Raw genomic sequence first — 24,829 nt, 5'->3', positions numbered from 1 at the left:
TTAGTGGATTTAGTAGGTTTATTACCAATTATTGCTATGTTCGTCGTAATGTGGTTCTTTATCATTCGACCAGCGCAAAAGAGACAGAAAACTACAGCTGAAATGCAAAGCAATCTAAAGCGTGGAGATCATATTATCACTGTTGGTGGATTACACGGAAAAGTAGATGCAGTGGATGACCAAACTATTTTTGTAGTAGTAGCAGATGGTACGCGTTTACAATTTGAACGCGTTGCAGTTGGACGAGTTGTAACGGATTCAACAATCTAAAAAAAATAAAGAGCTTACTCTTAGGAGTAAGTTCTTTTTTTATGGGCAATCTAATAGTGAGGTGAATTTTGTGAACGAGATTCTCATTATTATTTTCCGTACGATAGCATTATATTGGATCATACTAGCTATATTAAGAATGATGGGAAAAAGAGAAGTCGGTGAGTTGAGTATTTTTGACTTAGTCGTCTTTTTATTGATAGCTGAAGTTGGAGCAATAGCAATAGATGATCCAAGAAGTGAATTTATGCATGCTTTACTACCAATGTTGACGTTATTGATCATTCAGTTAATTGCTTCTTATACTTCCTTAAAAAGTAAAAAATTTAGAGATATGATGGAAGGCCATCCCTCTATTATTATGAAGGATGGAATTATTGTTGAAAAAGAGATGAGGAAACAAAGATATAATATGGACGATTTGCTTCAACAGCTTCGGGAGCAACAAATAGGCTCTATCCGTTCGGTTTCCTATGCGTTCTTAGAGCCCTCTGGAAACTTATCTGTTTTTAAGAAGGATGAGGAACAATTTATTTTCCCTTTGATTACTGATGGCGATATACAACTAGAACACCTTACACGAATTGGTAAAAGTAAGGAATGGTTACTAGAAGAGCTTGAAAAGAAAATGATTTTGGATCCCACCAAGGTGTTTTATTGTAGCTATGAGGACGATGAACTATATATTCAATTAAAGACATCATTTTAAAAAGATAGAAGAGGCTGGGACATAAGTAGATTCATGCTACGTAAAAATGTTGTGAGTAGATTCTTGTTATAATATTTAAACAAGAGGATACTTCATTCTGAGTGAATTTTGTTTTGTAGTGCCTGAAATTATGTACAGTTTTCACTTGATATCCTAGAAAATTCTAGTTTTTCGGAGCGAAGGCGGCGACTCCTAGGGGACAAGCGCGTGGGAGAGACTACGGGCTCGTTCCGTGTCCCCACCCAGGAAAGCGTCCGCTGTAGCGGAGAACATTGACTATGAGCAGAAAAAAAGTCCAGAAAATTTACTAATCGGTAAATTTCCAGGACTATTAAATTTCTAAGGTGGGTTTTGTCCCAGATTCTTCTTAGTCACTTCATAATTTATTTATATTAAAATTTATTTTTAGTTGTTTTTGCAATTTTAAAGATGACACTAACTTCTTTTCGTTTAATTTGTCCAAATAGCAATAGACCAATAGTTAAGTAAACCAAAGTTATCAAACAATCTACTATTAATGGCTGACTCCCTATGGATATTACCATTGGACGGGTAATAATAGTGGCGATAAAAACTACATATGGCAATGCAAAGAAAGAGAATCCGATTTGGGCTTCTTTCTTTTCTTTAAGTGAAGCGATATGTAAAAACGAAGTGATGAGAACACCAAATCCTATCGCGACAATTGCTCCCTTTTCTTGAATGGATACCTGAGAGGCAAGGAAAAACAATAATAATAATTTCCCTACTCCACCATACAGAGAGTTTAAAAAAGCACTGTTCGAACTATTCAACGCCTGTAGGATGGAGAAGAGTGGGCTTTGAATATAGTAAAAGAAAAATATCGGTGCAAGTATTTTCATATAAACTGTTGCGTTTTCTACATGAAACAATTCATAGACAAGTTCGCCTCCATGTAGATAGAATAACGTAGCTGCATAACAACCAGTTAAAGTAGAGAACTTTAATGAAAGATGTATTCTCTCTTTTAATAAGCTATAATTTTTCCTTGCATAGGCGTCGCTAACAGCTGGTATAAGGACGATAGACAAGGCAAAAGGTATGAATGATGGGAAGAGCAACAAAGGAACTAAAACACCGGAGATGACACCATAAAGAGTTGTAGCGGCTACGGCACTAATTCCAGTAATGGCTAAAGCTTTAATAAAAATGATAGGCTCTAAAAACCAAGTGAACGATCCAAAAAGCTTACTGCCCGAGGAAGGCAGTGCAATTGCAAATAATGGTGATAAGGGATATGCTTTTTTAGATTTCTTATACGTCTGGCTTTTCTTCCATTTGTTATATCTCCACTTCAGATAAAGTAAAGAAGCGGCCTCTGCTAATAAGGCTAAGAACATGGCGTAAGCAGCAGCTTCCTGTGGAGTTGAGGAAGTTAAAAACAATGGTAATGCAAAGGTAATCAGTAAAATACGCACAATCTGTTCAATAAGTTGGGCTATTGCTGTTTCTTCAAGTCTCGCAATACCTTGCAAGAATCCCCTAAGAATTCCACCTGCTGCAGCAATAGGGACAATTGCAATTGAAACATAGAGAGTCATTGTAATAGCATCGTTCTTTAGCAAGTTACTAGAAATTAGAGGAGTAACAAAGATAAAGAGGGGAGTAAAAGCTATCATAGAGACTACTGTGACAATTACGGATGTTCTCATAACGGTAAAGTACTCTGAAATAGCGTTCCTCGTTCGTAACTCTGCTACTATTTTAGTAATAGCTATAGGTATGCCCAGTTGGATCAGCGAAAGAAAGAATATGAATGCTGGATAAGCCGTGCTGTAAATTCCAACAGCCTCTTCTCCCGTCAATCGAACAAATTGCATACGATAAATAAAACCTAGGAACTTGGACAAAAAAATGGCAAACATTAATACAATAGACCCTCTTAAATAGGTTGACAATTAAACACTTCCTTCTCAAATACAGGAACTTCGTTTACAATAATAATATGCAAGCTACTTACCACATTATTCTATAAAGAGGTGCAGTATTTTGGAAAACTCATACAATCATATCTATACACACGTACTACCTGCTCTAGAGAGCAAAAAGAGTGAGTTTAAAGTTTATCAGTACGAAACTGTAACAGAAGCAGATATTTGGAAGTATTGTGTAGAAAAGAAATGGAGAAAGCTAGATGTTCTTTCCTTATCTCTTCATAAGATTGTTAATGACGTTCTTTCCATAACACCTGCCGAGTATATGACCTACGAACAAATTGAAAATTCTCGAACATCTAATTGGTTCTCGGAAATCAATCAAGAAGAATTACAAATCTTATTGAATCCTCAAACAGAGGAAAAATAAGCAAAGAGTCATTTGACAGTAAGGGGTATCGTGTTTCATAATAAACATGTTGCATTTTTTGGAATTAAAACAGATAGAATATTACGTAATTGTTTTTAGCAATAGTCTTTCTGACGAAGGAAGTCTGTGGTTATTTTTAGGAGGAAGTACATATGAAAACAAGAGGACGCATAGTTGCGTTTCTACTGCTTCTAGTGATTTTTGCCGGGACTATAAGCCCGACAGTTAGTGGAGTATTAAACAATATTAAATTAGGTCTAGACTTACAAGGTGGATTTGAAGTTCTTTATCAAGTAGATGAACTCAACGAGGGACAAAAAATCACAGAGGAAGTAGTAGCTGATACTGCATCTGCTCTTACAAGCAGAATTGATGTTCTAGGTGTAAGTGAGCCTAGTATTCAGATTGAAGACGGAAATAGAATTAGGGTTCAGCTCGCTGGAGTAGAAAATCAGGAATCAGCGCGGGAATTACTTTCTACTCAGGCTAATCTGTCTTTCCGAGACTCAGAAGATAATATCATGCTAGATGGTATGGACTTAAAAGAAGGCGGAGCAAAATCTGCCTTTAATCAACAAGGACAACCGATTGTTACATTAGAATTAAAGGATGCAAATAAATTTGCAGAAGTAACTGAACAAATAGCTGCTAAACCAGCACCTGACAATGTGTTAGTTATTTGGTTAGATTTTGAAGAAGGAGTTGACTCCTACGCTGCTGAGGTGTTGAAGGAAGAACAAAAATTCATTTCCAACCCTCGTGTTACGCAAAGAATCAGTTCAGAAAGCGTAGAAATCTCTGGAGCATTTTCGGTGGATGAAACTAAAAACCTTGCGGGAATTCTAAATGCAGGAGCACTTCCGGTTAAGCTTACCGAAATTTACTCAACTTCTGTTGGAGCTCAATTCGGTGAACAGGCATTGGATAGCACAATTCTAGCAAGTATCATTGGTGTTTCAGCTATATTCTTGTTTATGATTTTCTATTATCGCCTTCCAGGTCTTATTGCGGTAATTTCATTGGTTGTTTATATTTTCTTAATCTTAGTAGTTTTTGATTGGATTAATGGGGTACTTACGCTGCCAGGTATCGCAGCAATTGTTCTCGGGGTAGGTATGGCGGTTGATGCCAACATTCTTACCTATGAACGTATAAGGGAAGAGTTGCGTGTAGGTAAGTCAGTGAAGAAATCTTTTGAAAGCGGAGCAAAGGAATCATTTACTGCTATCTTTGATGCTAATATCACAACGCTTTTAGCTGCAGTCGTATTATTCTATTTTGGTACAAGCTCAGTAAAAGGTTTTGCAACGCTTTTAATCATTAGTATATTGGTTGTATTCATTACAGCTGTTTGGGCTTCACGTATTTTATTAGGTCTTTTAGTGCATAGTGGGTACTTTGACAATAAACCAGGTTGGTTTGGGATTCCGAAAAAACGTATTCATGCTCCTGAAGAAGAAGTGGATACATTAGATTTAACAACAAAGTTTGATCGTATAGATTTTGTTCATAATCGTAAAATTTTCTATATCGCTTCAATTGTGTTAACGGTAGCAGGGATTGTTATTTTAAGTGTATTTAAACTGAATCTTGGAATTGATTTTTCATCTGGTACACGCGTTCAAATTGAGTCAAATACTCCATTAACTCAGGAAATAGTATCGGAGAAATTGGATTCTATCGGGTTATCTACTGAGGATATTGTAATTTCAGGAGAAAATGCTGATGGAGCTGTCGTTCGATATAAAGACGAATTTTCTCAAGAAGAAATTAAGACTTTAAAAGCAGATATAAACGAACAATTTGGTGCAGAGCCACAAGTAAGTACTGTTTCATCTACGGTTGGTAAGGAACTTGCAGCAAATGCAATGAAAGCCTTGCTATTCGCTGCTATTGGAATTGTAATTTATGTGGCGTTCCGATTTGAGTGGCGCATGGGTGTTGCTGCTATTATTTCCTTATTACATGATGCATTCTTAATGATTGCGATATTTAGCATTCTACGTTTAGAAGTCGACATTACATTTATAGCAGCTGTATTAACGATTGTAGGTTACTCGATTAACGATACAATTGTAACGTTTGACCGAATTCGAGAAAATCTTCACCGTAGTAAAGCAATTACTACGGAGGAAGAGCTTGCGACAATTGTAAATAAATCACTTCGTCAAACATTAGGACGGTCAGTAAATACTGTGTTAACCGTTGTTCTTGTAGTAGTGGCACTATTATTGTTTGGTGCAGAAGGTATTAGAAACTTCTCTATTGCATTATTGATCGGTTTAGTTGCAGGGACGTATTCATCACTATTTATCGCAACTCAATTATGGTTTGATCTAAAAGCCAAAGAGCTTCGTAAAACAGGTGGTATAAAAGTAGAAAAAGAAGAGAAAAAATGGGGTTCAGACGAGCCTGTGGTATAACAGTAAAAAGAGCAGAGTATTCATTCTCTGCTCTTTTTTTCTTTTTAATATGGAAGCAAATGATTTATGTAGAATTCTAGGCTATTGGAAAAAGATAGACTGACTTTGAAGTGTTAGTTACTCAGACACTTTTGTTAAAGTAAAAATATTAATCCCTCCAGGTTTTTACGTTATAATAAAACTTAAGGAAGTGAAATAAAATGATACAATCTCAAAAAAGATGGAGAATCTCTAGACCTAATGATGATTTGGTTACAACCTTTGAACAAGAACTTACGATTCCAAGAGTCTGTGCTAAAGTACTAGTATCTAGAGGGTTTAATAGCGTAGAGGAAGCTAAAAGCTTTATATATATTACTGAAGATAACGTTCATGATCCTTTTCTCTTTGAAGGGATGGAAAAACTGGTTCAAAGAGTCCATCAAGCGATAGATGCTGGAGAAAGAATTATGATATACGGTGACTATGATGCAGATGGAATAACAAGCACAACTATCATGATGAAAACATTGGAAGCTATGGGTGCAGATGTTATCTTTAAAATTCCTAACAGATTTATAGATGGTTATGGACCAAGCGAGCGCTTATTCCAACAGGCCTTTGATGAAGGGGTCAAGCTTATTATTACAGTAGACAATGGAATATCCGGCATACAGCAAATTCAGTTTGCTAAAAACTTAGGAATGGATGTAATAGTAACGGATCACCATGAACCTGGTGAGGTGCTTCCCAAGGCAGATGTAATTATTCACCCTGGTTTACAAGATACAAAATATCCTTTCTCGCATTTGGCTGGTGTAGGGGTGGCATTTAAAGTTGCTCATGCATTACTAGGTGAAATACCGAAAGAATTATTTTACCTAGTAGCCATTGGGACAATTGCCGATCTCGTATCGTTAAAGGGTGAGAATCGTTATTTTGTCCAGCAGGGTATTAAGCAGATGAAGAAAAATGATTCTATTGCAATTGAGGCTTTGGCAAATGTAAGTGGAGTTGAAACAAGCGCGATAAATGAGGAAACTATCGGTTTCGCTTTTGGACCGCGTATCAATGCTGTAGGGCGTCTTGGAGAAGCTTTCCCGGGAGTTGAGTTGTTTTTAACAGAAGAACCGAATAAAGCACTTGCTCTAGCTAATATGTTGAACGATAAAAATAAAGAACGACAAGCTATTGTAAAGCAAATCACGGATGAAGCGATTGAATTAATCGAACAACAAAACTTAGACTTAAAAGGTCCAAGTGTTATTGTAGTTGGTAAAGAGGGATGGAATCCTGGCGTATTAGGAATTGTTGCGTCAAAATTAGTGGAAAAATATTATCGTCCTTCCATAGTTCTTGGGTTAGACGTAGAAAAACAAATTGCTAAAGGTTCTGCACGTAGCATCGAAGGATTTCATATGTACAATGAGCTAGCTAAGAATAGCGATATAGTAACTCATTTTGGTGGTCATCCGATGGCAGCAGGTATGACCTTCCCTCTCGAACATGTAGAAGAATTTAGAAACAGACTTAATGAACAAGCGACGGCGTGCCTGACTGAGGAACAATTAATACCTGTTGTATCAATTGATGTGCCACTGGAAATGCATGAAATATCCACGGAATCCATTCAATCCATTCAAATGCTTTCTCCTTTTGGAATGGGCTTTGCTAAACCTGTATATTGTTTAGAAAATATAGAAGTGAACTCAGTAAGGAAAATTGGCTCTGCCCAAAACCATGTGAAGATGGAGCTAATGCAGGGTGCTGTTTTGTTAGACGCTATCGGATTTGGAAAAGGTGATCTTGCTGATGAGATAGCACCGGCAACCAAATTATCCTTTATTGGAGACTTGCAAATCAACGAGTGGAATGGGCGAAAAAAACCACAGCTTATGATTCAAGATGCAAAAACGAATCAGTGGCAGTTGTTTGATATAAGAGGCATCCGCCAGGTGAATAGATGGCTGCCTACTATACCAGAGGGAAATACTACCTTTGTCTGCTTTAACAAGGAATCTTTAGCTCATTTTGAATCTATTTTTTCTGGCAAAATATGGTTTCACGATAACGTAATAGAAGAAGGCATTGTTTCCGATTGTATTTGTTTACTAGATCTACCAATAGAGGAGCAAGATTTAATAAACTTGTTAGAACACCATGATTGGCAACGAATTTATGCTCACTTTTTTGCAAACGAGTCTACTTATTTTGAAGGATTACCAACCCGAGAACAATTTAAATGGTATTTTTCTTTCATTGCTAAAAGGAAAAATTTTGCTTTAAAACAGCATATTCACGAACTATCCAAACATACTGGATGGAGTCCAAACACAATAAATTTTATGTCAAAGGTGTTTTTTGAGTTAAATTTTGTTAGAATAGAGGGTGGCACATTGGTATTGAATGAAAATCTCCCTAAAAGAGATTTATCTGAAGCGCCAGCCTATCAACAGCGTACAAAGCAGATAAGTTTAGAGCAAAAGCTTTTGTATGCACCATATAAAGAGCTGAAACAATGGTTTGAAGAGCGAAGAGCAGCACAAACCGTTCCTGAGGAGGAGCAAAAATGGATTTAAAGAAATATGTAACAATTGTAGAAGACTGGCCTAAACCAGGTATTCGATTCAAGGATATTACAACAATTATGGACAATGGAGAAGCATACAAATATGCGACTGACCAAATTGTTGAATATGCAAAAGAAGTGGATGCAGATATTATTGTTGGACCAGAAGCACGTGGATTCATCATTGGATGCCCTGTTGCTTATGCTTTAGGCATAGGTTTTGCACCAGTTCGTAAGGAAGGCAAGCTCCCTCGGGAAGTAATTCGTGCTGAATACGGATTAGAATATGGGAAAGATGTTTTAACTATGCATAAGGATGCAATTAAACCTGGTCAGCGTGTACTTATTGTAGATGATTTACTTGCAACAGGTGGAACGATTGAAGCAACGATTAAGTTAGTAGAAGAACTTGGCGGTGTAGTGGTTGGTTGTGCATTCTTAATAGAATTGTCTTATTTAGAAGGACGCGACAAATTAAAAGACTACAATATTCGTACGTTAATGCAATACTAATATTATTCATTTTCTATATAGACATAATTTGTGTATAATAAGAAAGTAATCGACTATACAGTTTAAGGGTGGACTTTACAAGTCCCTCTTTTTTTTTATAAAATATAGCCTATATACTATTTTTGAAAAATAACGAAAACAGGTGAGTTAGCATGGCAAAAGATCAGGTGAAGACAGCAGAAGATGTTTTTGAAACACTTTCTACTTATATGAATAAGGAACATGTTGACTTCGTTAAAAAAGCATACGAGTTAGCAGAACATGCCCATCGAGAACAATTTCGTAATTCTGGCGAACCGTATATTCTTCATCCCATACAAGTAGCAGGTATTCTTGCTGATCTTCAAATGGATCCGGAGACTGTTGCTGCTGGCTTTTTGCATGATGTAGTAGAGGATACCGAGTATACAAGAGATGATATTGTTCGAGAGTTTAACGAAGAAGTTGCTCTTTTGGTTGAAGGAGTGACCAAGCTAGGTAAAATTAAATATATGTCTAAAGAAGAACAACAGGCAGAAAATCATCGCAAGATGTTCATAGCAATGGCGCAAGATATTCGGATCATCCTGATTAAACTTGCTGACCGTTTACATAATATGCGTACTTTAAAGCATTTACCCGAAGAAAAACAACGTAGAATTTCAAATGAGACGCTAGAGATTTTTGCACCACTTGCTCATCGTTTAGGGATATCCGCAGTGAAATGGGAATTAGAGGATACAGCTTTACGATACTTGAATCCGCAGCAGTATTATAGAATTGTCAATTTCATGAAGAAAAAACGCACGGAGCGTGAATCATACTTAAAAGATGTAATGAATGATATTTGTAAACAGTTGGACGAGATGGAGGTAGATGCTGATATATCCGGAAGACCAAAGCATATATACAGCATCTATCGAAAAATGGTAGTCCAAAACAAACAATTCAATGAAATCTATGATTTACTAGCAATGCGAATCATCGTCAATAGCATTAAAGACTGCTATGCGGTTTTAGGTGTGATTCATACGCTTTGGAAGCCAATGCCAGGTAGGTTTAAAGATTATATTGCGATGCCAAAGCAGAACCTATACCAATCCTTACACACTACAGTAATTGGCCCTAATGGAGAGCCATTAGAGGTTCAGATCCGTACAGAGGAAATGCATAATATTGCTGAGTATGGGGTTGCTGCACACTGGGCCTACAAAGAGGGCAAGAAGGTGGAGACTGGTAAGCAAACAATAGATTCAAAACTTACATGGTTTAGGGAGATACTTGAGTTTCAACAAGAGTCATCCAACGCAGAAGAGTTTATGGAATCTCTGAAATTTGATTTGTTCTCAGATATGGTCTACGTTTTTACCCCTAAGGGGGACGTCATCGAATTACCTGCTAGTTCTGTTCCTATTGATTTTGCTTACCGAGTACATTCGGAAGTTGGCAATAAAACAATTGGTGCTAAGGTAAACGGAAAAATGGTTCCTTTAGATACAAAGCTAAAAACAGGAGATATTATAGAGGTTCTGACCTCTAAGCAGTCCTTTGGTCCGAGCAGAGACTGGATTAAAATTGCTCAATCCTCTCAAGCAAAAAACAAGATTAAGCAATTCTTTAAAAAACAGCTTAGAGAAGAAAACATTATCAAAGGTAAAGAGTCAATTGAAAAAGAAATCAAGGCACAGGAATTTGAAATAAAAGAGGTCTTGACTCTCGAAAATATCAAACGAGTTTGTGAAAAATATGCATTTGCTGGGGAAGAGGACTTATATGCCGCTGTGGGCTTTAATGGAATTACCGCCCAGCAAGTCGTTAACCGATTAGCAGAAAAAATGAGAAAAATACGCGACCAAGAGGAAGCGTTAGAAAAAATTAATACAGAAATGAACACTCCACCTACCAAGAAAACGACAGAATCAGGAGTAGTCGTCAAGGGGATAGACAACCTTCTAATACGACTTTCTCGTTGCTGCAGCCCCGTTCCTGGGGACGCTATTGTTGGATTTATAACCAAAGGGAGAGGTGTATCTGTTCACCGAGCAGATTGTCCGAATGTCCAAAATGACAATGCTCATTCACGCATTATAGAGGTTGAATGGGAGCAAACTGATTCACCTACCAAGAAGGATTACCAAGTTCATATAGAAGTGTCTGCATTTGATCGGACAGGTCTTCTTAATGAAGTTCTTCAAGTAGTAAACGAATCTAAAACGAATATTGTTGCAGTAAGTGGCAAATCGGATAATGATATTGCCTCCATTCATCTGTCTATTCTTATTTCTAATATTGCTCATCTTCATAAAGTGGTAGATCGTATTAAGCAGCTGCCAGATGTGTACTCTGTTCAGCGTATTATTAATTAAAGCTAACAACAGCGTATTATTAAAGGAGTTATGGTATATGAAGGTTTTGTTGCAGCGATGTAAAGATGCAAGTGTTACTGTTGACGGTGAAGTGACTGGTAAGATAGACAACGGTTATTTGTTGTTAGTAGGAATCACGACTACAGATACTGAAAAAGAAATAGAATATTTAGCGAACAAAATTGAAGGCATTCGTCTCTTTGAAGATGAAGAAGGCAAAATGAATCTTTCGATTAAGGAAGTAAATGGTTCTATTCTTTCTGTCTCACAATTTACCCTATATGCTGATACTAAGCGTGGCCGTAGACCAAGCTTTATAGAAGCCGCTCGGCCAGAAATTGCAAAGCCCCTTTGGGAGCTATTTAATGAAAAGCTACGTTCAAAAGGTTTTGTAGTAGAAACCGGCACATTCGGTGCAATGATGGACGTGGCATTTACAAATGATGGTCCTGTGACAATCATGCTAGAAGCATAATTTAAAAGCAGTGCTACTATTTTTAAGTGGCACTGTTTTTATTTTGGTATCGCATTATCCTACTACCATCCTCGTTTATAGGATTAGTAAGGTTTCTTGTCCAACAGGAGGAGGGAGATAGATAAGACATCACACAAGACGCACAAGCGGCAGAGATGGCTTATTGTTCCTCATGCGGAAAGCGTCCTCTTAAAGCGGAAATCAGCTGTGCGCTTCAAAAGCCATGTATGAAAAAGGAGGGAAGTCATGACATGAGTCACTACTTCCCTCTCTAAAATAGCATTTATAGTTATTTTGATGTTTCTTATCTATTTTTATTTCAATTGACTATCAAAATAATCAATAATCCCGTTGTATATTCCATGTGTCGCCTGTTCTCTAAATCTCTGAGTAGTGACATTCTGTTCCTCTGTTGGATTGCTCAAATACCCTAACTCTATTAAAATAGCAGGCTGTTTATTTTCTCTCAATACTAGATAATTGCCTGGTTGAGTCCCTCTATCCTTCAGAGAAATCATATCTCCAAGACCATCATGGACATGCTTTGCTAGCTCTTTCTGATAGCTATTCATGTAATAGGTTGTAAAACCTCGAACAGAGCTATTATCGATAGCGTCATAGTGTAGGCTTATAAATGCGTCGGCTCCAACTTGATGACCTATTGAAACTCTTTTTCGTAAATCTACATATTCATCTGATTGTCGGGTCATCCTAACATTAGCGCCCGCTGCTTGAAGCTTGGAAGAAAGTAACTCTGCAGTTTTAAGGGTAATATCTTTTTCATCTGTTCCAAGAGCACCTGTTGTCCCACGGTCGTTACCTCCGTGCCCAGGATCGATAACGATAGTAACTCCATCTAGAGTTCCTTTTTTCCGCTTAGAATTTTCCTTCTTTTCCCCTTCTTTAACCGTATTTTGTGAAGTGGAGTCCCCTGTATTTGAAACTACCCAGCTTGCAAGGTAGCCGACTTTACCGTTTCCTAACTCCACCTTATACCAATCATCAATAGTTTCTAAAACAGCAAATGAATCACCGGCAGAAGCTCTTTTTAAAACCTCGCTATTAGTGCTTTTGTCCGAACGGATATTAGTTCCACTATATAGAACGGTTATCGTATCCGATGCTTGAATAGAGGAATTAGATTTTACAGCATTAGAGAAATTCCCGTAAAAACTATAGAGCCATCCTTTTTTTCCATCTTTAAGCTCTACTTGAATCCATTGATGATCTGTTGCAAGCACCTTAAATTCTTCGCCTTTGTTCACTTGTCCAATCTTTTTAGAAGACAAATCTGGATTGGCTCGGACATTTAATACATCAACTGAAATAATAAAGGTTCTTTTCTCAGTTGTACTGGATGGTGTAGAAGTTTCCACTGGTGTTTGATCAACTATTGTAACGTATGTATTATTTACCCATCCTTTTTGCCCGTTGAAGTCAATTTCAATCCATTCTTTCTCCGAACGAGATGTTAAATATTTGTCTCCTTCGTTTAGTTGTCCAATGACAGCTGAGGATACTGAAGGTGCTGTGCGGACATTTAATCGGTTTACCTTGGAAACAATTTGCTTGTTAGCTAAATCTGATGTTTCCTCAGTTGTATACCAACTTGCAACCCATCCAGATGTATTTTTGTATTTTACTTTTAACCAATCGTTTTCTTTAGAGATTATTGTCAACTTTTCGTTCTTTTGTACCGATCCAATTGCATCGTAAGTGAGGCCTGGACCAGATCTGACTTTTAAAGAATCCACATTGACCACAGCTTGCTGTTCTTGAGCTTGGACCTCCATCTTTACATTAGGGATTATTAGTACAATTAAAAGCAGAAATATTGCCAATTTGTGGACTAATTTGTTATTCATTGGATCACCTCTAACTATATTGTAAATAGTCAAATAAAAAATTACTACCTTTTCTTTAAAAAGGTTGACTTATTTCATTTACGTCATTATGATAAAGTATAATTAAAAAATATAACAAACTGATGACCGAAAAAGTAACTGTTTGAACGGGATGACAAGAGAGGGAAAGACGTGGCTGAAATCTTTCCTACATACGCCTACAGTGAACAACATTCGAGAGGATTTTTGTCGAAAGAGTTTTCTTTAGTAGGCAAAAACGGATCTGGCCGTTATCCAGCGTTGAGAGGGTTAATAGATGTATTAACCAACTAGGGTGGAACCGCGGAAGCTTATAAAAGCTCTCGTCCCTTGCTATATGCAAGGGATGAGAGCTTTTTTTATATGGATTTGAGAGGAGTCTAAGGAAATGGATATTAAATTACCAAGAGGAACACAGGACATTTTGCCATCAGATACAGCAAAATGGCAGGTAGTAGAGGAATTAATAAGAGAGCAATGTCGTATGTACCACTACAAAGAAATCAGGACACCTGTTTTTGAACATACAGAGCTTTTTACAAGAGGTGTAGGAGATACAACGGATATTGTTCAAAAAGAGATGTATACATTCCAAGATAGAGGAAATCGTTCCCTAACATTAAGACCAGAAGGTACAGCATCTGTAGTTCGGTCGTTCGTTGAACACAAGATGTTTGGCTATCCGGACCAACCAGTAAAGTTATATTATATGGGGCCAATGTTCAGATATGAGCGTCAGCAAGCAGGTAGATATCGTCAGTTTGTTCAGTTTGGTATGGAGGCTATAGGTAGCTCCGATCCAGCGATTGATGCAGAAGTAATCTCGCTAGCAATGTCCATCTACAAAAGAGCAGGCTTAAAAAGCTTAAAACTAGTGATTAACTCATTAGGTGATACTGAAAGTCGTATTGCTCACCGCGAGGCTTTAGTAAATCACTTTGAGCCACATATTGAAGAGTTTTGCTCAGATTGCCAAAATCGATTACAAAAAAATCCACTTCGAATTTTAGACTGTAAGATAGACCGAAACAATCCATTGATGGAAACGGCTCCTTCATTAACAGATTATTTAAATGAAGAATCTGCAGCTTATTTTGCAAAAGTAAAAGAATATTTAACAATGTTAAATATTGATTTCGAGGTAGATCCTAATTTAGTACGTGGGCTAGACTATTACAATCACACTGCATTTGAAATTATGAGCACTGCAGAAGGATTTGGTGCCATTACTACACTTGCTGGCGGGGGAAGATATAACGGACTAGTAGCAGAGCTTGGTGGTCCAGATTCTCCAGGAATTGGCTACGCAATGAGTATTGAACGACTATTACTTGCAATGGAAGCAGAAAAAATTGAGTTTCCAGACACTACATCATTGGACGTTTACTTAGTAGCAATGGGTGAGAAAGCAAAGAAAAAGGTAACAGAGCTTACATTTGAGCTTCGTAAGCATAAAATCTCTGCTGATATGGACTATTTGGAACGCAAAGTAAAGGCTCAAATGAAATCAGCTGACCGCTTAAAAGCGAAGGCAGTTATTGTAATTGGTGAGGATGAACTAGAAAAACAAAGTGTCATGTTAAAGGATCTATCTACAGGAACTCAACAGCTTGTACCTTTCACATCCTTAATAGATGAAGTAAAAAAGTTAACGGAGGCAAAATAACAATGAGTAGAACGCATACAAGTGGACAACTAAACGAACAACATATAGGAGAATCCGTTCAATTAATCGGATGGGTTCAGAAAAGAAGAGACTTAGGTGGATTAATATTTGTTGATATGAGAGATCGTTCTGGCATTGTGCAAGTAGTATTTAACCCAGAGATTTCAGAATCAGCAATCCAGGTAGCAAATACTTTAAGAAACGAATTTATCATCGAGGTAAAAGGGAATGTTGTAGCGCGAGCAGAAAATCAAATTAATCCTAATATTCCTTCTGGTGCTATCGAGGTTCAAGCATTAGAGATTTCAATTATTAACGAAGCAAAAAATCCTCCTTTTTCTATCGAAAATCAAACAGATGCAGGGGAAGATATTCGTTTAAAATACCGTTACTTAGATTTAAGAAGACCTGTTATGTATGACACATTTAAAATGCGTTCAGATATTACGAAAACTGTTAGAAGATTTTTAGATGATGAAGGCTTCTTAGAAGTAGAAACACCTATTCTAACAAAATCTACGCCAGAGGGAGCGCGAGATTATTTAGTGCCAAGTCGAGTGCATGATGGAGAATTTTATGCGCTGCCTCAATCCCCTCAGCTATTCAAACAATTGCTTATGGTGGGTGGATTTGAAAAATATTATCAAATTGCTCGTTGCTTCCGTGATGAAGATTTACGTGCTGACCGTCAGCCAGAATTTACTCAAATTGATATGGAAATGAGCTTCCTATCAATGGATGAAATTTTAGAAATGAATGAGCGCATGATGCAAAAGATAATGAAAGATGTTAAAGGTGTAGAGGTTAGTATACCATTCGCTCGAATGGACTATGACGAAGCAATGGCTAGATTTGGATCAGATAAACCAGATGTTCGATTTGGTTTAGAGTTAACAGATCTTTCAGATCAAGTAAAAGATAGTGCCTTTAAAGTATTTACTTCAGCAGTAGAAGCAGGTGGCCAAGTTAAAGCTATCAACGTCAAGGGAGCAGCCGATAACTATTCACGAAAAGATATTGATGCGTTAGGAGAATATGCTTCTCGCTATGGTGCTAAAGGTCTTGCTTGGTTAAAAGTTGACGAGGAGGGCATAAAAGGTCCTATTGCTAAATTCTTTGAAGGAGAAGCGGCTAGCACTCTTATTAAAACCTTAGATGCTAATGCGGGAGATTTATTGTTATTCGTAGCAGACAAAAAGTCTGTAGTAGCTGATGCCCTTGGAGCGTTACGTTTGAAATTAGGTAAGGATTTGAATCTTATCGATGAAAGTCGTTATGCTTTCCTATGGGTAGTAAACTGGCCATTATTCGAATATGACGAAAAAGAAGGACGTTATTATGCTGCACACCACCCATTCACACGTCCGGCTGATGAGGACCTACCTTTAATGGAAACAGATCCAAGTCAAGTAAAAGCACAAGCATACGACCTTGTACTAAATGGCTATGAACTTGGTGGAGGATCCCTGCGTATATATTCAAGAGAAGTACAAGAAAAAATGTTTGAGATTCTAGGATTTTCTGACGAAGAGGCAAAAGCTCAGTTTGGGTTCTTAATGGAAGCATTCGAATACGGAACACCTCCACATGGTGGAGTAGCCTTCGGGTTGGACCGTTTGGTCATGCTGCTATCTGGAAGAACAAATCTTCGTGATACGATCGCCTTCCCTAAAACAGCTAGCGCAAGCTGCTTACTGACTCAAGCACCAAGCCCAGTAGCAGAAGCACAGCTAGATGAATTGCACTTAAAATTAAATAAGTAAGAACAATAATAATTAACCACCTTTTATGTATGTTAGGTCATACAATAAAAGGTGGTTTTTGAATAAATTGAATCTAGGAGAGGTTATAAAATAATTTAGAAGGAGCTAACATATACTCTATTAAATGATTGATAATTGGAAGGATGATCGAAGTTATAGAAAAAGCATTACTCTTTATTATTTTATTAAGAGTTCTTTCAGGAAGTGTAGAAATCACTGCAGCAATGTTTATGCTGAAATTTAATAACTTGGAAAAAGCTTTCTATATTAATTCCATGCTAGCTCTAGTCGGACCATGTATTTTAATCGTCACAACTGGTATAGGTTTAATGGGCCTAGCGGATAAAATATCTATGACTCGAATAATATGCTTATTTGCGGGTATTTTATTGATACTGTTCAGCGTGAATTCTAAATAGAGTTTGAAGAATTTAGTATATAGTTTTGACAAAAATTGAGCACCTGGATTGTCTCTACTTAAATAGAGGGAGTAGGTGTTAATTTTTTTGCTATGTTAAAATTTGCGATGGATACCAAGCTAGTATAACTTTAGTGGAGTTACAGCTATTAGCTAATAATTGTCATGAATGGTTGTATTAATAAAATTAAATAAGTGACTCCGTAAAAAAATAATAAAAAGACCGATAATGCGAATGCAAATTATCGGTCTTTGTCGTTTTTATAGTATTGACGTATAATCTTCTAGGCAATTTCATTCTCTGTCTTCTCGATCTCCTCTATTTTAACTAGCTTAAAGACAAGAAACATAAGTAGTATGCCAAGAACACCACAGCCGATATAAAATGGATTTAAATAGTTTTTCATGACAAGTGAAAGTATAGGTGGTCCTGCTGCAACCCCTATAAAACGAGCTGAACTATAAAAAGAAGAAATGGTGCCTCGCTCTTCTTTTTTTATATTTTCTGTGATTATTGTGTCTAAGACAGGGAGTATGGCTCCAATAGCTATACCAAGTATACTTGTAACTATTAACAACAGAATGAGTTGTTCCTTGACAAAACCAATAAACACGACACTAGCTGAACTAATAATAAGAGATATGATCATCATTCGTTTAATCGTTTGGAGCTTTCCTTCAATTTTTCGGCCAGTAAGGAAAGAAGATATACATAAAAACAATAGGGGGATTGCTAAGACAAAACCTTTCTTAACACCTTTAATATCATGAATTTTTTCTAGTATTTCTGATAAGTAAAACAATACTCCGAATAATACGAACATCGCAAAGATACCATTTAAAAATACCGAAGTCAGCCACTTACCCTCTGCTTTAAAGGTTTCCTTTACTTTACTTAAAAATTCTTTTATTTTGTCTGGCTCTTCATTGTCCCCTTTAGGAACTTTGACAAAGAAAAATATTAAAACGAAAGCAATGGCACTAAAAATTGAGATTGAAAAGAATGGAAAAAACCACAGTATTGCTGCAATCGCCGAGCCTATAATAGGACTTAATACTTTCCCAAGCGTATTAGATGTTTCAATAATACCTAAGGTGGAGCTAGTTTTTTCTGAATCATCTTTAAAAAGGTCTCCGACTAGTGGTAATACAATCGGCATTGCTCCTGCCGCACCCATCCCTTGTAAAATTCTACCAATAATAATAGTTGTGTAAGGATTCTCCATTTTCCAAGAGGCAAAACCAGCAATTAGTCCACCTATCAAAGCAAGAAGTAAGCAGGGCAAAATAATTTTCTTTCTTCCTAATCGATCCGATAAATAACCGGCCACTGGAATGAGAATAATAGCGGCAATGGAGTAACTAGTTATAATCATACTCGATTGAAAAGAACTGATATCCACCTTTTTTTCTAAGATTGGCAAAACTGGAATCAGCATAGAGTTCCCTAACGTCATAACTAAAGGAATGGAAGATATGCTTATAATACACATCTTGCTTACTGTATTATTTTCATCTTTCTTACCCAACCTACACACCTCAATTTTAATTGTCAATTAAGGGTATGTTCTCCTTGAGGAATTGTTTTATGCATTCATCAAAACAAATGTCCTCTAACAGTTAATTATTATGTATTAGGAAAAATCTTTAACTTAAAATAAGGAATAGTAGGCCTGAATGCCAAAGTAAATTCCAAACCCAATCATTGATAATGATGAAATAATGGACACCGTTTTTAGAAGAGAAGTTGATAATAATTTTCTTGAACCACTTGAGATAGTAGCCATCGTTAAGTCTACAAGTGTAATACCTAATAAGATAGTAATACTATATAAAATAACTTCTAGTCCAGATAACGAGCCACTAGCGCCACCAACTAGTATGGAGCCATAAATCCCAAGCCAAAATAAAATAGTCAAAGGATTCAATAATGCCATGAGTAGCCCCGATAAAAAAGAATGTCTTAAACGTACTACTTTTCGATATTTTGCATCCATAGATATATTATTGACCGTAAGTAAATTTTCAATGCCAGTATACATCAGAACAAAGAAGCCAAAAGACCATAAAAAAGTTTTCATCATTGGACTGTCGATAAATTGTCCCACTCCAAAATACACCATAAGCATATAAAGTATATCTGTTGCAATGGCACCCAAACCAAAAAACCATGCATGAAAAAATCCATTCTTTATACCGGTATTAAGTAGGGTAGCCTTTACAGGGCCAATGGGTGCCGCCAAGGAGACACCAAGAATAAAATACGTCATCAGTGAATTCACAAATAGACCTCCGTTAAATGTCTTGTCTATGAATAATATTCACAGGTAGGGACATCTAGGACTAGTTTTCAATAGAATTTTTAAGTGGTGACTTTAATCATAAATTAAAGGAATTAAGTATGAGTATGAAAATTTTACTATAAATAATTATTCAGAATAGTTAAATTATAGTGTGTTGTTTCATTTGAAATTCATTAATATCTGTGATAATATACAAGTAATACGAATCCTGATGTGTTCGCAAAATGCCAATCAGTTTTGACCGAACAATTATATCGTCGGGAGTCTAACTTTTATTGTTGATGACATGCCCTCTAGTCTAGGGACTTCAAAGACAGTGAAGAGGACACCCACCTGCTCTGTGCGGGTTCAAAACGATAAGCTCTATTAGTCGGCACGATTGGGATTCGTCTATCTTTAAACAGTCAGCCTCCTGCATATTATTTGTAGGAGGTTTTTTGTGAGCTTTGAGGTCGGCACGTGCCCCAATTCTTCAATTATTATCAAATAGTAATCTCTATCTGAGCAAAAAAGAACAAGAAATGAATAGATTTTTTTGAAATAGGATTAGCTATCGTTAGACGACATATTACATACATCGACTTAAAAGTTGCATTTAGTTTATAATATGAGGCGTGGGTACAACAGTAATAAATTTAGAATGTACTAGCGTAGGCATAATGATTTTGTTAATATTTGAGAAGTGAAAAGATAAAACCAACTAATCTGATATAAATGGAGTGTTTAGTATGTTACATCAATTTTCTAGAAATGAACTTGCTATCGGTAAAGAGGGTGTAAATCTCTTGAAAAATACAACTGTTGCAATTTTAGGAGTCGGAGGTGTCGGTTCATTTGCAGCAGAGGCATGTGCTCGCAGTGGAGTGGGGCGTATTATTTTAGTTGATAAGGATAACGTGGATATTACGAATATCAATCGTCAATTAGTAGCCTATATGTCTACAATTGGGCGATCAAAATCCGAGGTGATGAAAGAGAGAATAGCAGATATTAATCCAGAATGTGAAGTAATTGACATGCATATGTTTTATACCGAAGAAACTTATGAACAATTTTTTGAGATGAATATTGATTATGTAATAGATGCATCTGATACCATTGTATATAAAATTCATCTAATGAAGGAATGTTTAAAACGAGGCATTAAAATTATTTCTAGTATGGGAGCAGCAAACAAAACGGATCCAACTCGATTTAAAATTGTAGATATCTCTAAAACACATACCGATCCAATAGCAAAAGTGATTCGTACTAAGCTTCGTAAAGAAGATCGAATTACAAAAGGTATCCCAGTAGTCTTTTCGGATGAAAGTCCTATCGTAGTAAGAGAAGATGTAGTAGAGACAGTAGGAAAACCAGATGCAGCAATTCGTAAAGCAAAAATGCCACCATCATCTAATGCTTTTGTACCTTCTGTAGTTGGATTAATCTGTGCTAGCTGGGTAATAAATGATATCACGAAAAATATTACAGTGAATCGAGTGCAGTAATTGGTTGCAGTTTTTTCCACATCACTTATACTAAAACTAATCACATTTCAAACGAGGTGGAAACTTTATGACAGAAACAACAAATCAAGAAGAGCCAAAGAAAAAAATGACTCTTCAAGAAGCTGTGAAACAAAAGCTTGAAGAAAAGAAAAACCAAGCTGGTGGCGGCAAAGCAAAAGGAAACGGTCCAGCAGCCAACCAAAAAATGAAAAGCCAGCAAACCAAGAAAGTAAGTAATACACGCAGAAAAATGGGTGTGTAATTACTAAATTCGAAGGTGCACACCTTTAAGTTTGCGAACAAAAAACGCTACCGATTTTTTCGGTAGCGTTTTTTCATAGTAAAGCAGTATATGAATTTCTCTATTTCTCGCATTGCCAACAGGCACAAAAGCTATTTTTCTACTTTTCCTTCTTAAATTTCTCCAATTTGTTATAAATAGCAGAAAGACGTTTCTCTTCCCCTGCATCTATTGGATCGTAGAATCTTGTTCCGACTAAATTATCTGGAAGATAGGTTTGGTTTACCCAACCGCCAAAGGTTCCTATTTTATGATCATGAGGATATACATAGCCACCATGTCCAAGCTCCTTGGCTCCAGAGTAATGAGTATCCTTTAAATGACTTGGGATTTCTCCTGTTTTACCTGAATGTAGACTACTAATAGCCTTATCAAGTGCTACATATGCCGAATTAGATTTCTCTGATAAGCACATTAAAACTACGGCATTGGCAAGGGGAATGCGTGCCTCAGGGAGTCCAAGTCTTTCTGCTGATTGTATAGCAGCTAATACTTGTGGGCCCACTGAAGGATTGGCAAGTCCAATATCTTCATAGCTCATTACCAATAATCTTCTGCTAACTGCTACCAAATCTCCGTTTTCTAATAGATGGGCAAGATAATATAATGCTGCGTCCGTATCACTACCCCGAACTGATTTTTGTAGTGCAGATAACAGATTATAAAAGTGTGAACCTTTTTTGTCTCCAAAGACGCCTACACGATCGATAAGGCTATCCAGAGTGCCATTCTCCACTACAGTCACGCCATTTTCTTCAAAGCTGGCAAAAACGGTAGATTCTAATAGAGTCAATGCCTTTCGAGCATCTCCATTTGAAGCATCCGCTATTTTTAGCCGTTGCTCATCGGTGATTTTAATAGGAGTTTTGCCTAGCCCTTTGTCAGGATCCTCTAAGGCTCTTTTTAGAAGAACATCTACATCCTCAGTAGTAAGACGCTTTAACTGCTTTATTTCTCCACAGCGTGAGCGTATCGCTGGATTTACATCGTGGAAGGGATTTTCCGTTGTAGCCCCGATAAGAATTATAGAACCGTTTTCAACATGGGGCAAAAGTGTATCCTGCTGTAGCTTGTTGAAGCGATGAATTTCATCTAAAAACAAAATTACCTTTCCGCTAATCCGAGCATCTGCTACGACATCCTCGACATCTTTTTTTCCGGCCTTAGTTGCATTTAATGCAATAAAGGGTAATTTGGTTGTCCCAGCAATCGCAAAAGCTAAAGAGGTTTTGCCCACACCAGGATCTCCATAAAGAAGCATAGATGGTACATGCCCATTCATTATCATTTTATATAGTGCAGTAGCCTTACCGATTACATGCTGTTGACCAGCAATTTCATCGATTGTTTGAGGTCTCATTCGATAAGCTAAAGGTTCATTTTGCAAAATGATCTCTCCTTTTTATTCGTATTTGAAATCCTGTTTTTGAAGAGAGGATTGATTGTAAATAAAGTATTTGAGTGACTTTGATCTGGCACCTGGATTACATTTAAGACACTCAAGTACGAATGTATGTCTATTACAAATTGATTGTACTAGAACGTGTTCGTCAAAAGATAATCATTTACTTGTCAGTGCAGGTACAAGCGAATGTGCTTTGGTTATACAAAACGTACATTTGTTCCTTTATTATATAGAAGATGAGACAAAAAGTCATTTTGAAGTCGTTAGCCCTATGAGTTATGCTATACTAGGGAAAGAATTTTTTTACCTATGAAGTTAATCTAAATAGATACAATCTAAGTCCTATAAATACTTTTATAGTGAAATATAAGAATGAATGGATAAACGAAAAATGAGGTGGGACAGTTGAAATTTTCAACAAAGGGCCGTTATGGTCTTACAATTATGGTGGCGCTAGGTAAGCAATACGGAGAAGGACCTTATGCGCTACGTCAAATTGCCTCTGAGCATTCCTTATCGGAAGCATACTTGGAGCAAATCGTATCTCCTTTGCGCAATGCTGGATTGGTTAAAAGTGTTAGAGGAGCTTATGGAGGCTATATGCTTTCTAAAGCGCCAAATGAAATTACTGCAGGCGATGTCATTCGTGTGCTTGAAGGTCCCATTCAAATAGTTGAAGGAATTGAAGAGGAAGCTCCACCGCAGAGAGAGTTATGGATGAGAATTCGTGATGCGGTCAAGAATGTACTCGATACAACTACTATTGAAGACCTAGCAAAATATTCGGAAGAAAACCCAGATACAAAAGGGTATATGTTTTATATATAAGGAGTTAAGAGTTCATCATGAATAGAATATATTTAGATCATGCTGCTACAACGCCAATGGCAGAACAAGTGGTCAATACATTTGTAGAAGAAATAAACCAAGTATACGGAAATGCATCTAGTATTCATCAAACAGGTAGAAGCGCTAGGAAAAAACTAGACGATGCTCGAACAATTCTAGCTCACTCTATTGGCTGCCATGAAACAGAGATAACTATTACGAGTGGTGGGACAGAAGCTGACAATTATGCGATATTTGGGACAGCATATGCCCGTAAAGATGTAGGTAAGCATATTATTACTACACAAATAGAACACCACGCTGTTTTGCATGCCTGTGAACAACTTGAAAAAGAAGGCTTTGAAATAACCTACCTACCCGTAGACAGTTCTGGCTTAATCAGTATTGAATACTTGAAAAAATCATTACGAGAAGATACTATTTTAGTTTCTGTAATGTTTGCAAACAATGAAGTAGGAACGATTCAGCCAATTAAAGAAATTGGAAATCTCCTAAAGGATCACCAAGCATACTTCCATACGGATGCCGTACAGGCCTACGGCAGTGTCAAAATAGATGTACAAGAGTTCCATATTGATATGCTAAGCGTATCAAGTCATAAAATTAATGGACCTAAAGGAATTGGTTTTTTATATCAACGAAAAGATATTTATTTAAAGCCATTATTCTATGGTGGACAGCAGGAACGAAAAAAACGAGCAGGCACCGAAAATGTCCCTGCAATTGTTGCATTTGCCAAAGCGGTTGAGCTTAAACAGCAAAATATAGAGGATAACAATTCGCATTATCGTAAGCTAAAGGATGCTTTTGTCAAACAGTTGGAGAAAAATGGAGTAGATTTTAAAATCAACGGGACGCAGAACGAGGTTCTAACCCATGTTGTGAACTTAAGTATTCCGAAAACAGATGTAGAGACATTCCTCGTCCAATTAGATTTAGCAGGAATCGATGCCTCAAGCGGCTCAGCTTGTACAGCAGGCTCTATAGATCCATCCCATGTGCTAGTTGCTATGTACGGAGAGAGCTCTCCAGAACTAAGAAACTCAGTACGTTTTAGCTTTGGGCTAAACAATACTAAAGAAGAAGCTGTAGAAGCAGCTAACAAAATAAGTAAAATTATTCTTGGATAACTGAAATGAGTGA

20 protein-coding genes, 1 other RNA gene and 1 other annotated feature are annotated in these 24,829 nt (G+C 36.9%); of the genes, 16 read left to right on the top strand and 5 right to left on the bottom strand.

Annotation, left to right across the window (positions count from 1 at the left end):
• Positions 1 to 3: 3 nt before the first annotated feature.
• Together yajC and MHB55_RS12600 are read left to right on the top strand one after the other, a co-directional pair.
• Positions 4 to 270 (top strand): preprotein translocase subunit YajC, encoded by a 267-nt coding sequence (yajC, locus tag MHB55_RS12605; RefSeq protein WP_225321660.1) that lies wholly within the window; start codon positions 4 to 6, stop codon positions 268 to 270.
• Between the two features lie 70 nt (positions 271 to 340).
• Entirely contained in the window at positions 341 to 979 is a 639-nt protein-coding gene (locus MHB55_RS12600; RefSeq protein ID WP_151109356.1) for a DUF421 domain-containing protein, read from the top strand.
• A gap of 392 nt (positions 980 to 1,371) precedes the next feature.
• Here MHB55_RS12600 and MHB55_RS12595 read toward each other — a convergent pair whose 3' ends face one another.
• A complete protein-coding gene (locus MHB55_RS12595; RefSeq protein WP_144535748.1) occupies positions 1,372 to 2,898 on the bottom strand; it encodes an oligosaccharide flippase family protein in 1,527 nt (508 codons plus the stop codon).
• 91 nt (positions 2,899 to 2,989) lie between these two features.
• On the opposite strand from MHB55_RS12595, the gene MHB55_RS12590 reads away from it, so the two are divergent.
• The 6 genes from MHB55_RS12590 (at position 2,990) to dtd (ending at position 11,608) form a co-directional block, all read left to right on the top strand.
• On the top strand, positions 2,990 to 3,304 hold the full coding sequence (locus MHB55_RS12590) for a post-transcriptional regulator (RefSeq protein WP_144535750.1): 315 nt from the start codon (positions 2,990 to 2,992) through the stop codon (positions 3,302 to 3,304).
• Between the two features lie 152 nt (positions 3,305 to 3,456).
• Positions 3,457 to 5,727: a protein translocase subunit SecDF gene (gene secDF, locus MHB55_RS12585; RefSeq protein WP_154310595.1), complete on the top strand. Its 2,271-nt coding sequence runs from the start codon at positions 3,457 to 3,459 to the stop codon at positions 5,725 to 5,727.
• Positions 5,728 to 5,927: 200 nt separating this feature from the next.
• A complete protein-coding gene (recJ, locus tag MHB55_RS12580; protein ID WP_340863372.1) occupies positions 5,928 to 8,285 on the top strand; it encodes a single-stranded-DNA-specific exonuclease RecJ in 2,358 nt (785 codons plus the stop codon).
• Positions 8,276 to 8,788, top strand: a complete 513-nt coding sequence (locus MHB55_RS12575) for an adenine phosphoribosyltransferase (RefSeq protein ID WP_144535756.1) — start codon at positions 8,276 to 8,278, stop codon at positions 8,786 to 8,788. Before recJ ends, MHB55_RS12575 begins: the two co-directional genes overlap by 10 nt.
• Before the next feature lie 152 nt (positions 8,789 to 8,940).
• Positions 8,941 to 11,133 carry a RelA/SpoT family protein gene (locus tag MHB55_RS12570; protein ID WP_144535758.1) on the top strand — a complete coding sequence of 731 codons (2,193 nt, stop codon included), beginning with the start codon at positions 8,941 to 8,943 and terminating at the stop codon, positions 11,131 to 11,133.
• Between the two features lie 37 nt (positions 11,134 to 11,170).
• A complete protein-coding gene (gene dtd, locus MHB55_RS12565) occupies positions 11,171 to 11,608 on the top strand; it encodes a D-aminoacyl-tRNA deacylase (protein ID WP_144535760.1) in 438 nt (145 codons plus the stop codon).
• Between the two features lie 314 nt (positions 11,609 to 11,922).
• On the opposite strand, the gene MHB55_RS12560 is transcribed toward dtd, so the two are convergent.
• A complete protein-coding gene (locus tag MHB55_RS12560) occupies positions 11,923 to 13,473 on the bottom strand; it encodes an SH3 domain-containing protein (RefSeq protein ID WP_340863371.1) in 1,551 nt (516 codons plus the stop codon).
• Positions 13,474 to 13,586: 113 nt separating this feature from the next.
• Positions 13,587 to 13,825, top strand: a binding site (T-box leader).
• Between the two features lie 54 nt (positions 13,826 to 13,879).
• Between MHB55_RS12560 and hisS the strand changes: the two genes are divergently transcribed.
• The 3 genes from hisS to MHB55_RS12545 all read left to right on the top strand — a co-directional run bounded on the left by hisS (position 13,880) and on the right by MHB55_RS12545 (position 17,339).
• Entirely contained in the window at positions 13,880 to 15,157 is a 1,278-nt protein-coding gene (gene hisS / locus MHB55_RS12555; protein ID WP_340863370.1) for a histidine--tRNA ligase, read from the top strand.
• A 2-nt stretch (positions 15,158 to 15,159) separates the two neighbouring features.
• Positions 15,160 to 16,920, top strand: coding sequence for an aspartate--tRNA ligase (gene aspS, locus MHB55_RS12550; RefSeq protein WP_144535766.1), 1,761 nt, complete (start codon positions 15,160 to 15,162; stop codon positions 16,918 to 16,920).
• A gap of 143 nt (positions 16,921 to 17,063) precedes the next feature.
• Entirely contained in the window at positions 17,064 to 17,339 is a 276-nt protein-coding gene (locus tag MHB55_RS12545) for a YqhV family protein (RefSeq protein ID WP_340844526.1), read from the top strand.
• A gap of 283 nt (positions 17,340 to 17,622) precedes the next feature.
• Here MHB55_RS12545 and MHB55_RS12540 read toward each other — a convergent pair whose 3' ends face one another.
• Complete coding sequence (locus MHB55_RS12540; protein WP_144537139.1) at positions 17,623 to 18,831, bottom strand: MFS transporter; 1,209 nt, start codon at positions 18,829 to 18,831, stop codon at positions 17,623 to 17,625.
• A gap of 159 nt (positions 18,832 to 18,990) precedes the next feature.
• Entirely contained in the window at positions 18,991 to 19,620 is a 630-nt protein-coding gene (locus tag MHB55_RS12535; RefSeq protein WP_144535770.1) for a LysE family transporter, read from the bottom strand.
• Positions 19,621 to 19,843: 223 nt separating this feature from the next.
• Between MHB55_RS12535 and ssrS the strand changes: the two genes are divergently transcribed.
• The 3 genes from ssrS to MHB55_RS12520 all read left to right on the top strand — a co-directional run bounded on the left by ssrS (position 19,844) and on the right by MHB55_RS12520 (position 21,393).
• A non-coding RNA gene (gene ssrS, locus MHB55_RS12530) (6S RNA) lies at positions 19,844 to 20,031 on the top strand.
• Between the two features lie 338 nt (positions 20,032 to 20,369).
• A complete protein-coding gene (locus MHB55_RS12525) occupies positions 20,370 to 21,131 on the top strand; it encodes a tRNA threonylcarbamoyladenosine dehydratase (RefSeq protein WP_340863368.1) in 762 nt (253 codons plus the stop codon).
• Positions 21,132 to 21,198: 67 nt separating this feature from the next.
• A complete protein-coding gene (locus MHB55_RS12520) occupies positions 21,199 to 21,393 on the top strand; it encodes a hypothetical protein (protein WP_144535774.1) in 195 nt (64 codons plus the stop codon).
• A 139-nt stretch (positions 21,394 to 21,532) separates the two neighbouring features.
• On the opposite strand, the gene MHB55_RS12515 is transcribed toward MHB55_RS12520, so the two are convergent.
• Positions 21,533 to 22,819 (bottom strand): replication-associated recombination protein A, encoded by a 1,287-nt coding sequence (locus MHB55_RS12515; RefSeq protein WP_340863367.1) that lies wholly within the window; start codon positions 22,817 to 22,819, stop codon positions 21,533 to 21,535.
• A gap of 423 nt (positions 22,820 to 23,242) precedes the next feature.
• On the opposite strand from MHB55_RS12515, the gene cymR reads away from it, so the two are divergent.
• Positions 23,243 to 23,665, top strand: coding sequence for a cysteine metabolism transcriptional regulator CymR (gene cymR / locus MHB55_RS12510; protein WP_154310606.1), 423 nt, complete (start codon positions 23,243 to 23,245; stop codon positions 23,663 to 23,665).
• Positions 23,666 to 23,682: 17 nt separating this feature from the next.
• Positions 23,683 to 24,816 carry a cysteine desulfurase family protein gene (locus tag MHB55_RS12505; RefSeq protein ID WP_154310608.1) on the top strand — a complete coding sequence of 378 codons (1,134 nt, stop codon included), beginning with the start codon at positions 23,683 to 23,685 and terminating at the stop codon, positions 24,814 to 24,816.
• The last annotated feature ends 13 nt before the right edge of the window (positions 24,817 to 24,829 follow it).

The sequence above is a fragment of the Psychrobacillus sp. FSL K6-1267 genome, assembly GCF_038003265.1.
GTDB classification, from domain to species: Bacteria; Bacillota; Bacilli; order Bacillales_A; family Planococcaceae; genus Psychrobacillus; species Psychrobacillus faecigallinarum.
This window is presented reverse-complemented; position numbering and strand designations above follow the sequence as displayed.

Coding starts and splice junctions, on each gene's coding strand:
- MHB55_RS12540 (WP_144537139.1), bottom strand. CDS start 18,831: ATGTGTATTATAAGCATATCTTCCATTCCTTTAGTTATGACGTTAGGG.
- MHB55_RS12545 (WP_340844526.1), top strand. CDS start 17,064: ATGATCGAAGTTATAGAAAAAGCATTACTCTTTATTATTTTATTAAGA.
- recJ (WP_340863372.1), top strand. CDS start 5,928: ATGATACAATCTCAAAAAAGATGGAGAATCTCTAGACCTAATGATGAT.
- MHB55_RS12520 (WP_144535774.1), top strand. CDS start 21,199: ATGACAGAAACAACAAATCAAGAAGAGCCAAAGAAAAAAATGACTCTT.
- dtd (WP_144535760.1), top strand. CDS start 11,171: ATGAAGGTTTTGTTGCAGCGATGTAAAGATGCAAGTGTTACTGTTGAC.
- MHB55_RS12570 (WP_144535758.1), top strand. CDS start 8,941: ATGGCAAAAGATCAGGTGAAGACAGCAGAAGATGTTTTTGAAACACTT.
- MHB55_RS12575 (WP_144535756.1), top strand. CDS start 8,276: ATGGATTTAAAGAAATATGTAACAATTGTAGAAGACTGGCCTAAACCA.
- MHB55_RS12505 (WP_154310608.1), top strand. CDS start 23,683: ATGAATAGAATATATTTAGATCATGCTGCTACAACGCCAATGGCAGAA.
- hisS (WP_340863370.1), top strand. CDS start 13,880: ATGGATATTAAATTACCAAGAGGAACACAGGACATTTTGCCATCAGAT.
- MHB55_RS12525 (WP_340863368.1), top strand. CDS start 20,370: ATGTTACATCAATTTTCTAGAAATGAACTTGCTATCGGTAAAGAGGGT.
- MHB55_RS12560 (WP_340863371.1), bottom strand. CDS start 13,473: ATGAATAACAAATTAGTCCACAAATTGGCAATATTTCTGCTTTTAATT.
- aspS (WP_144535766.1), top strand. CDS start 15,160: ATGAGTAGAACGCATACAAGTGGACAACTAAACGAACAACATATAGGA.
- secDF (WP_154310595.1), top strand. CDS start 3,457: ATGAAAACAAGAGGACGCATAGTTGCGTTTCTACTGCTTCTAGTGATT.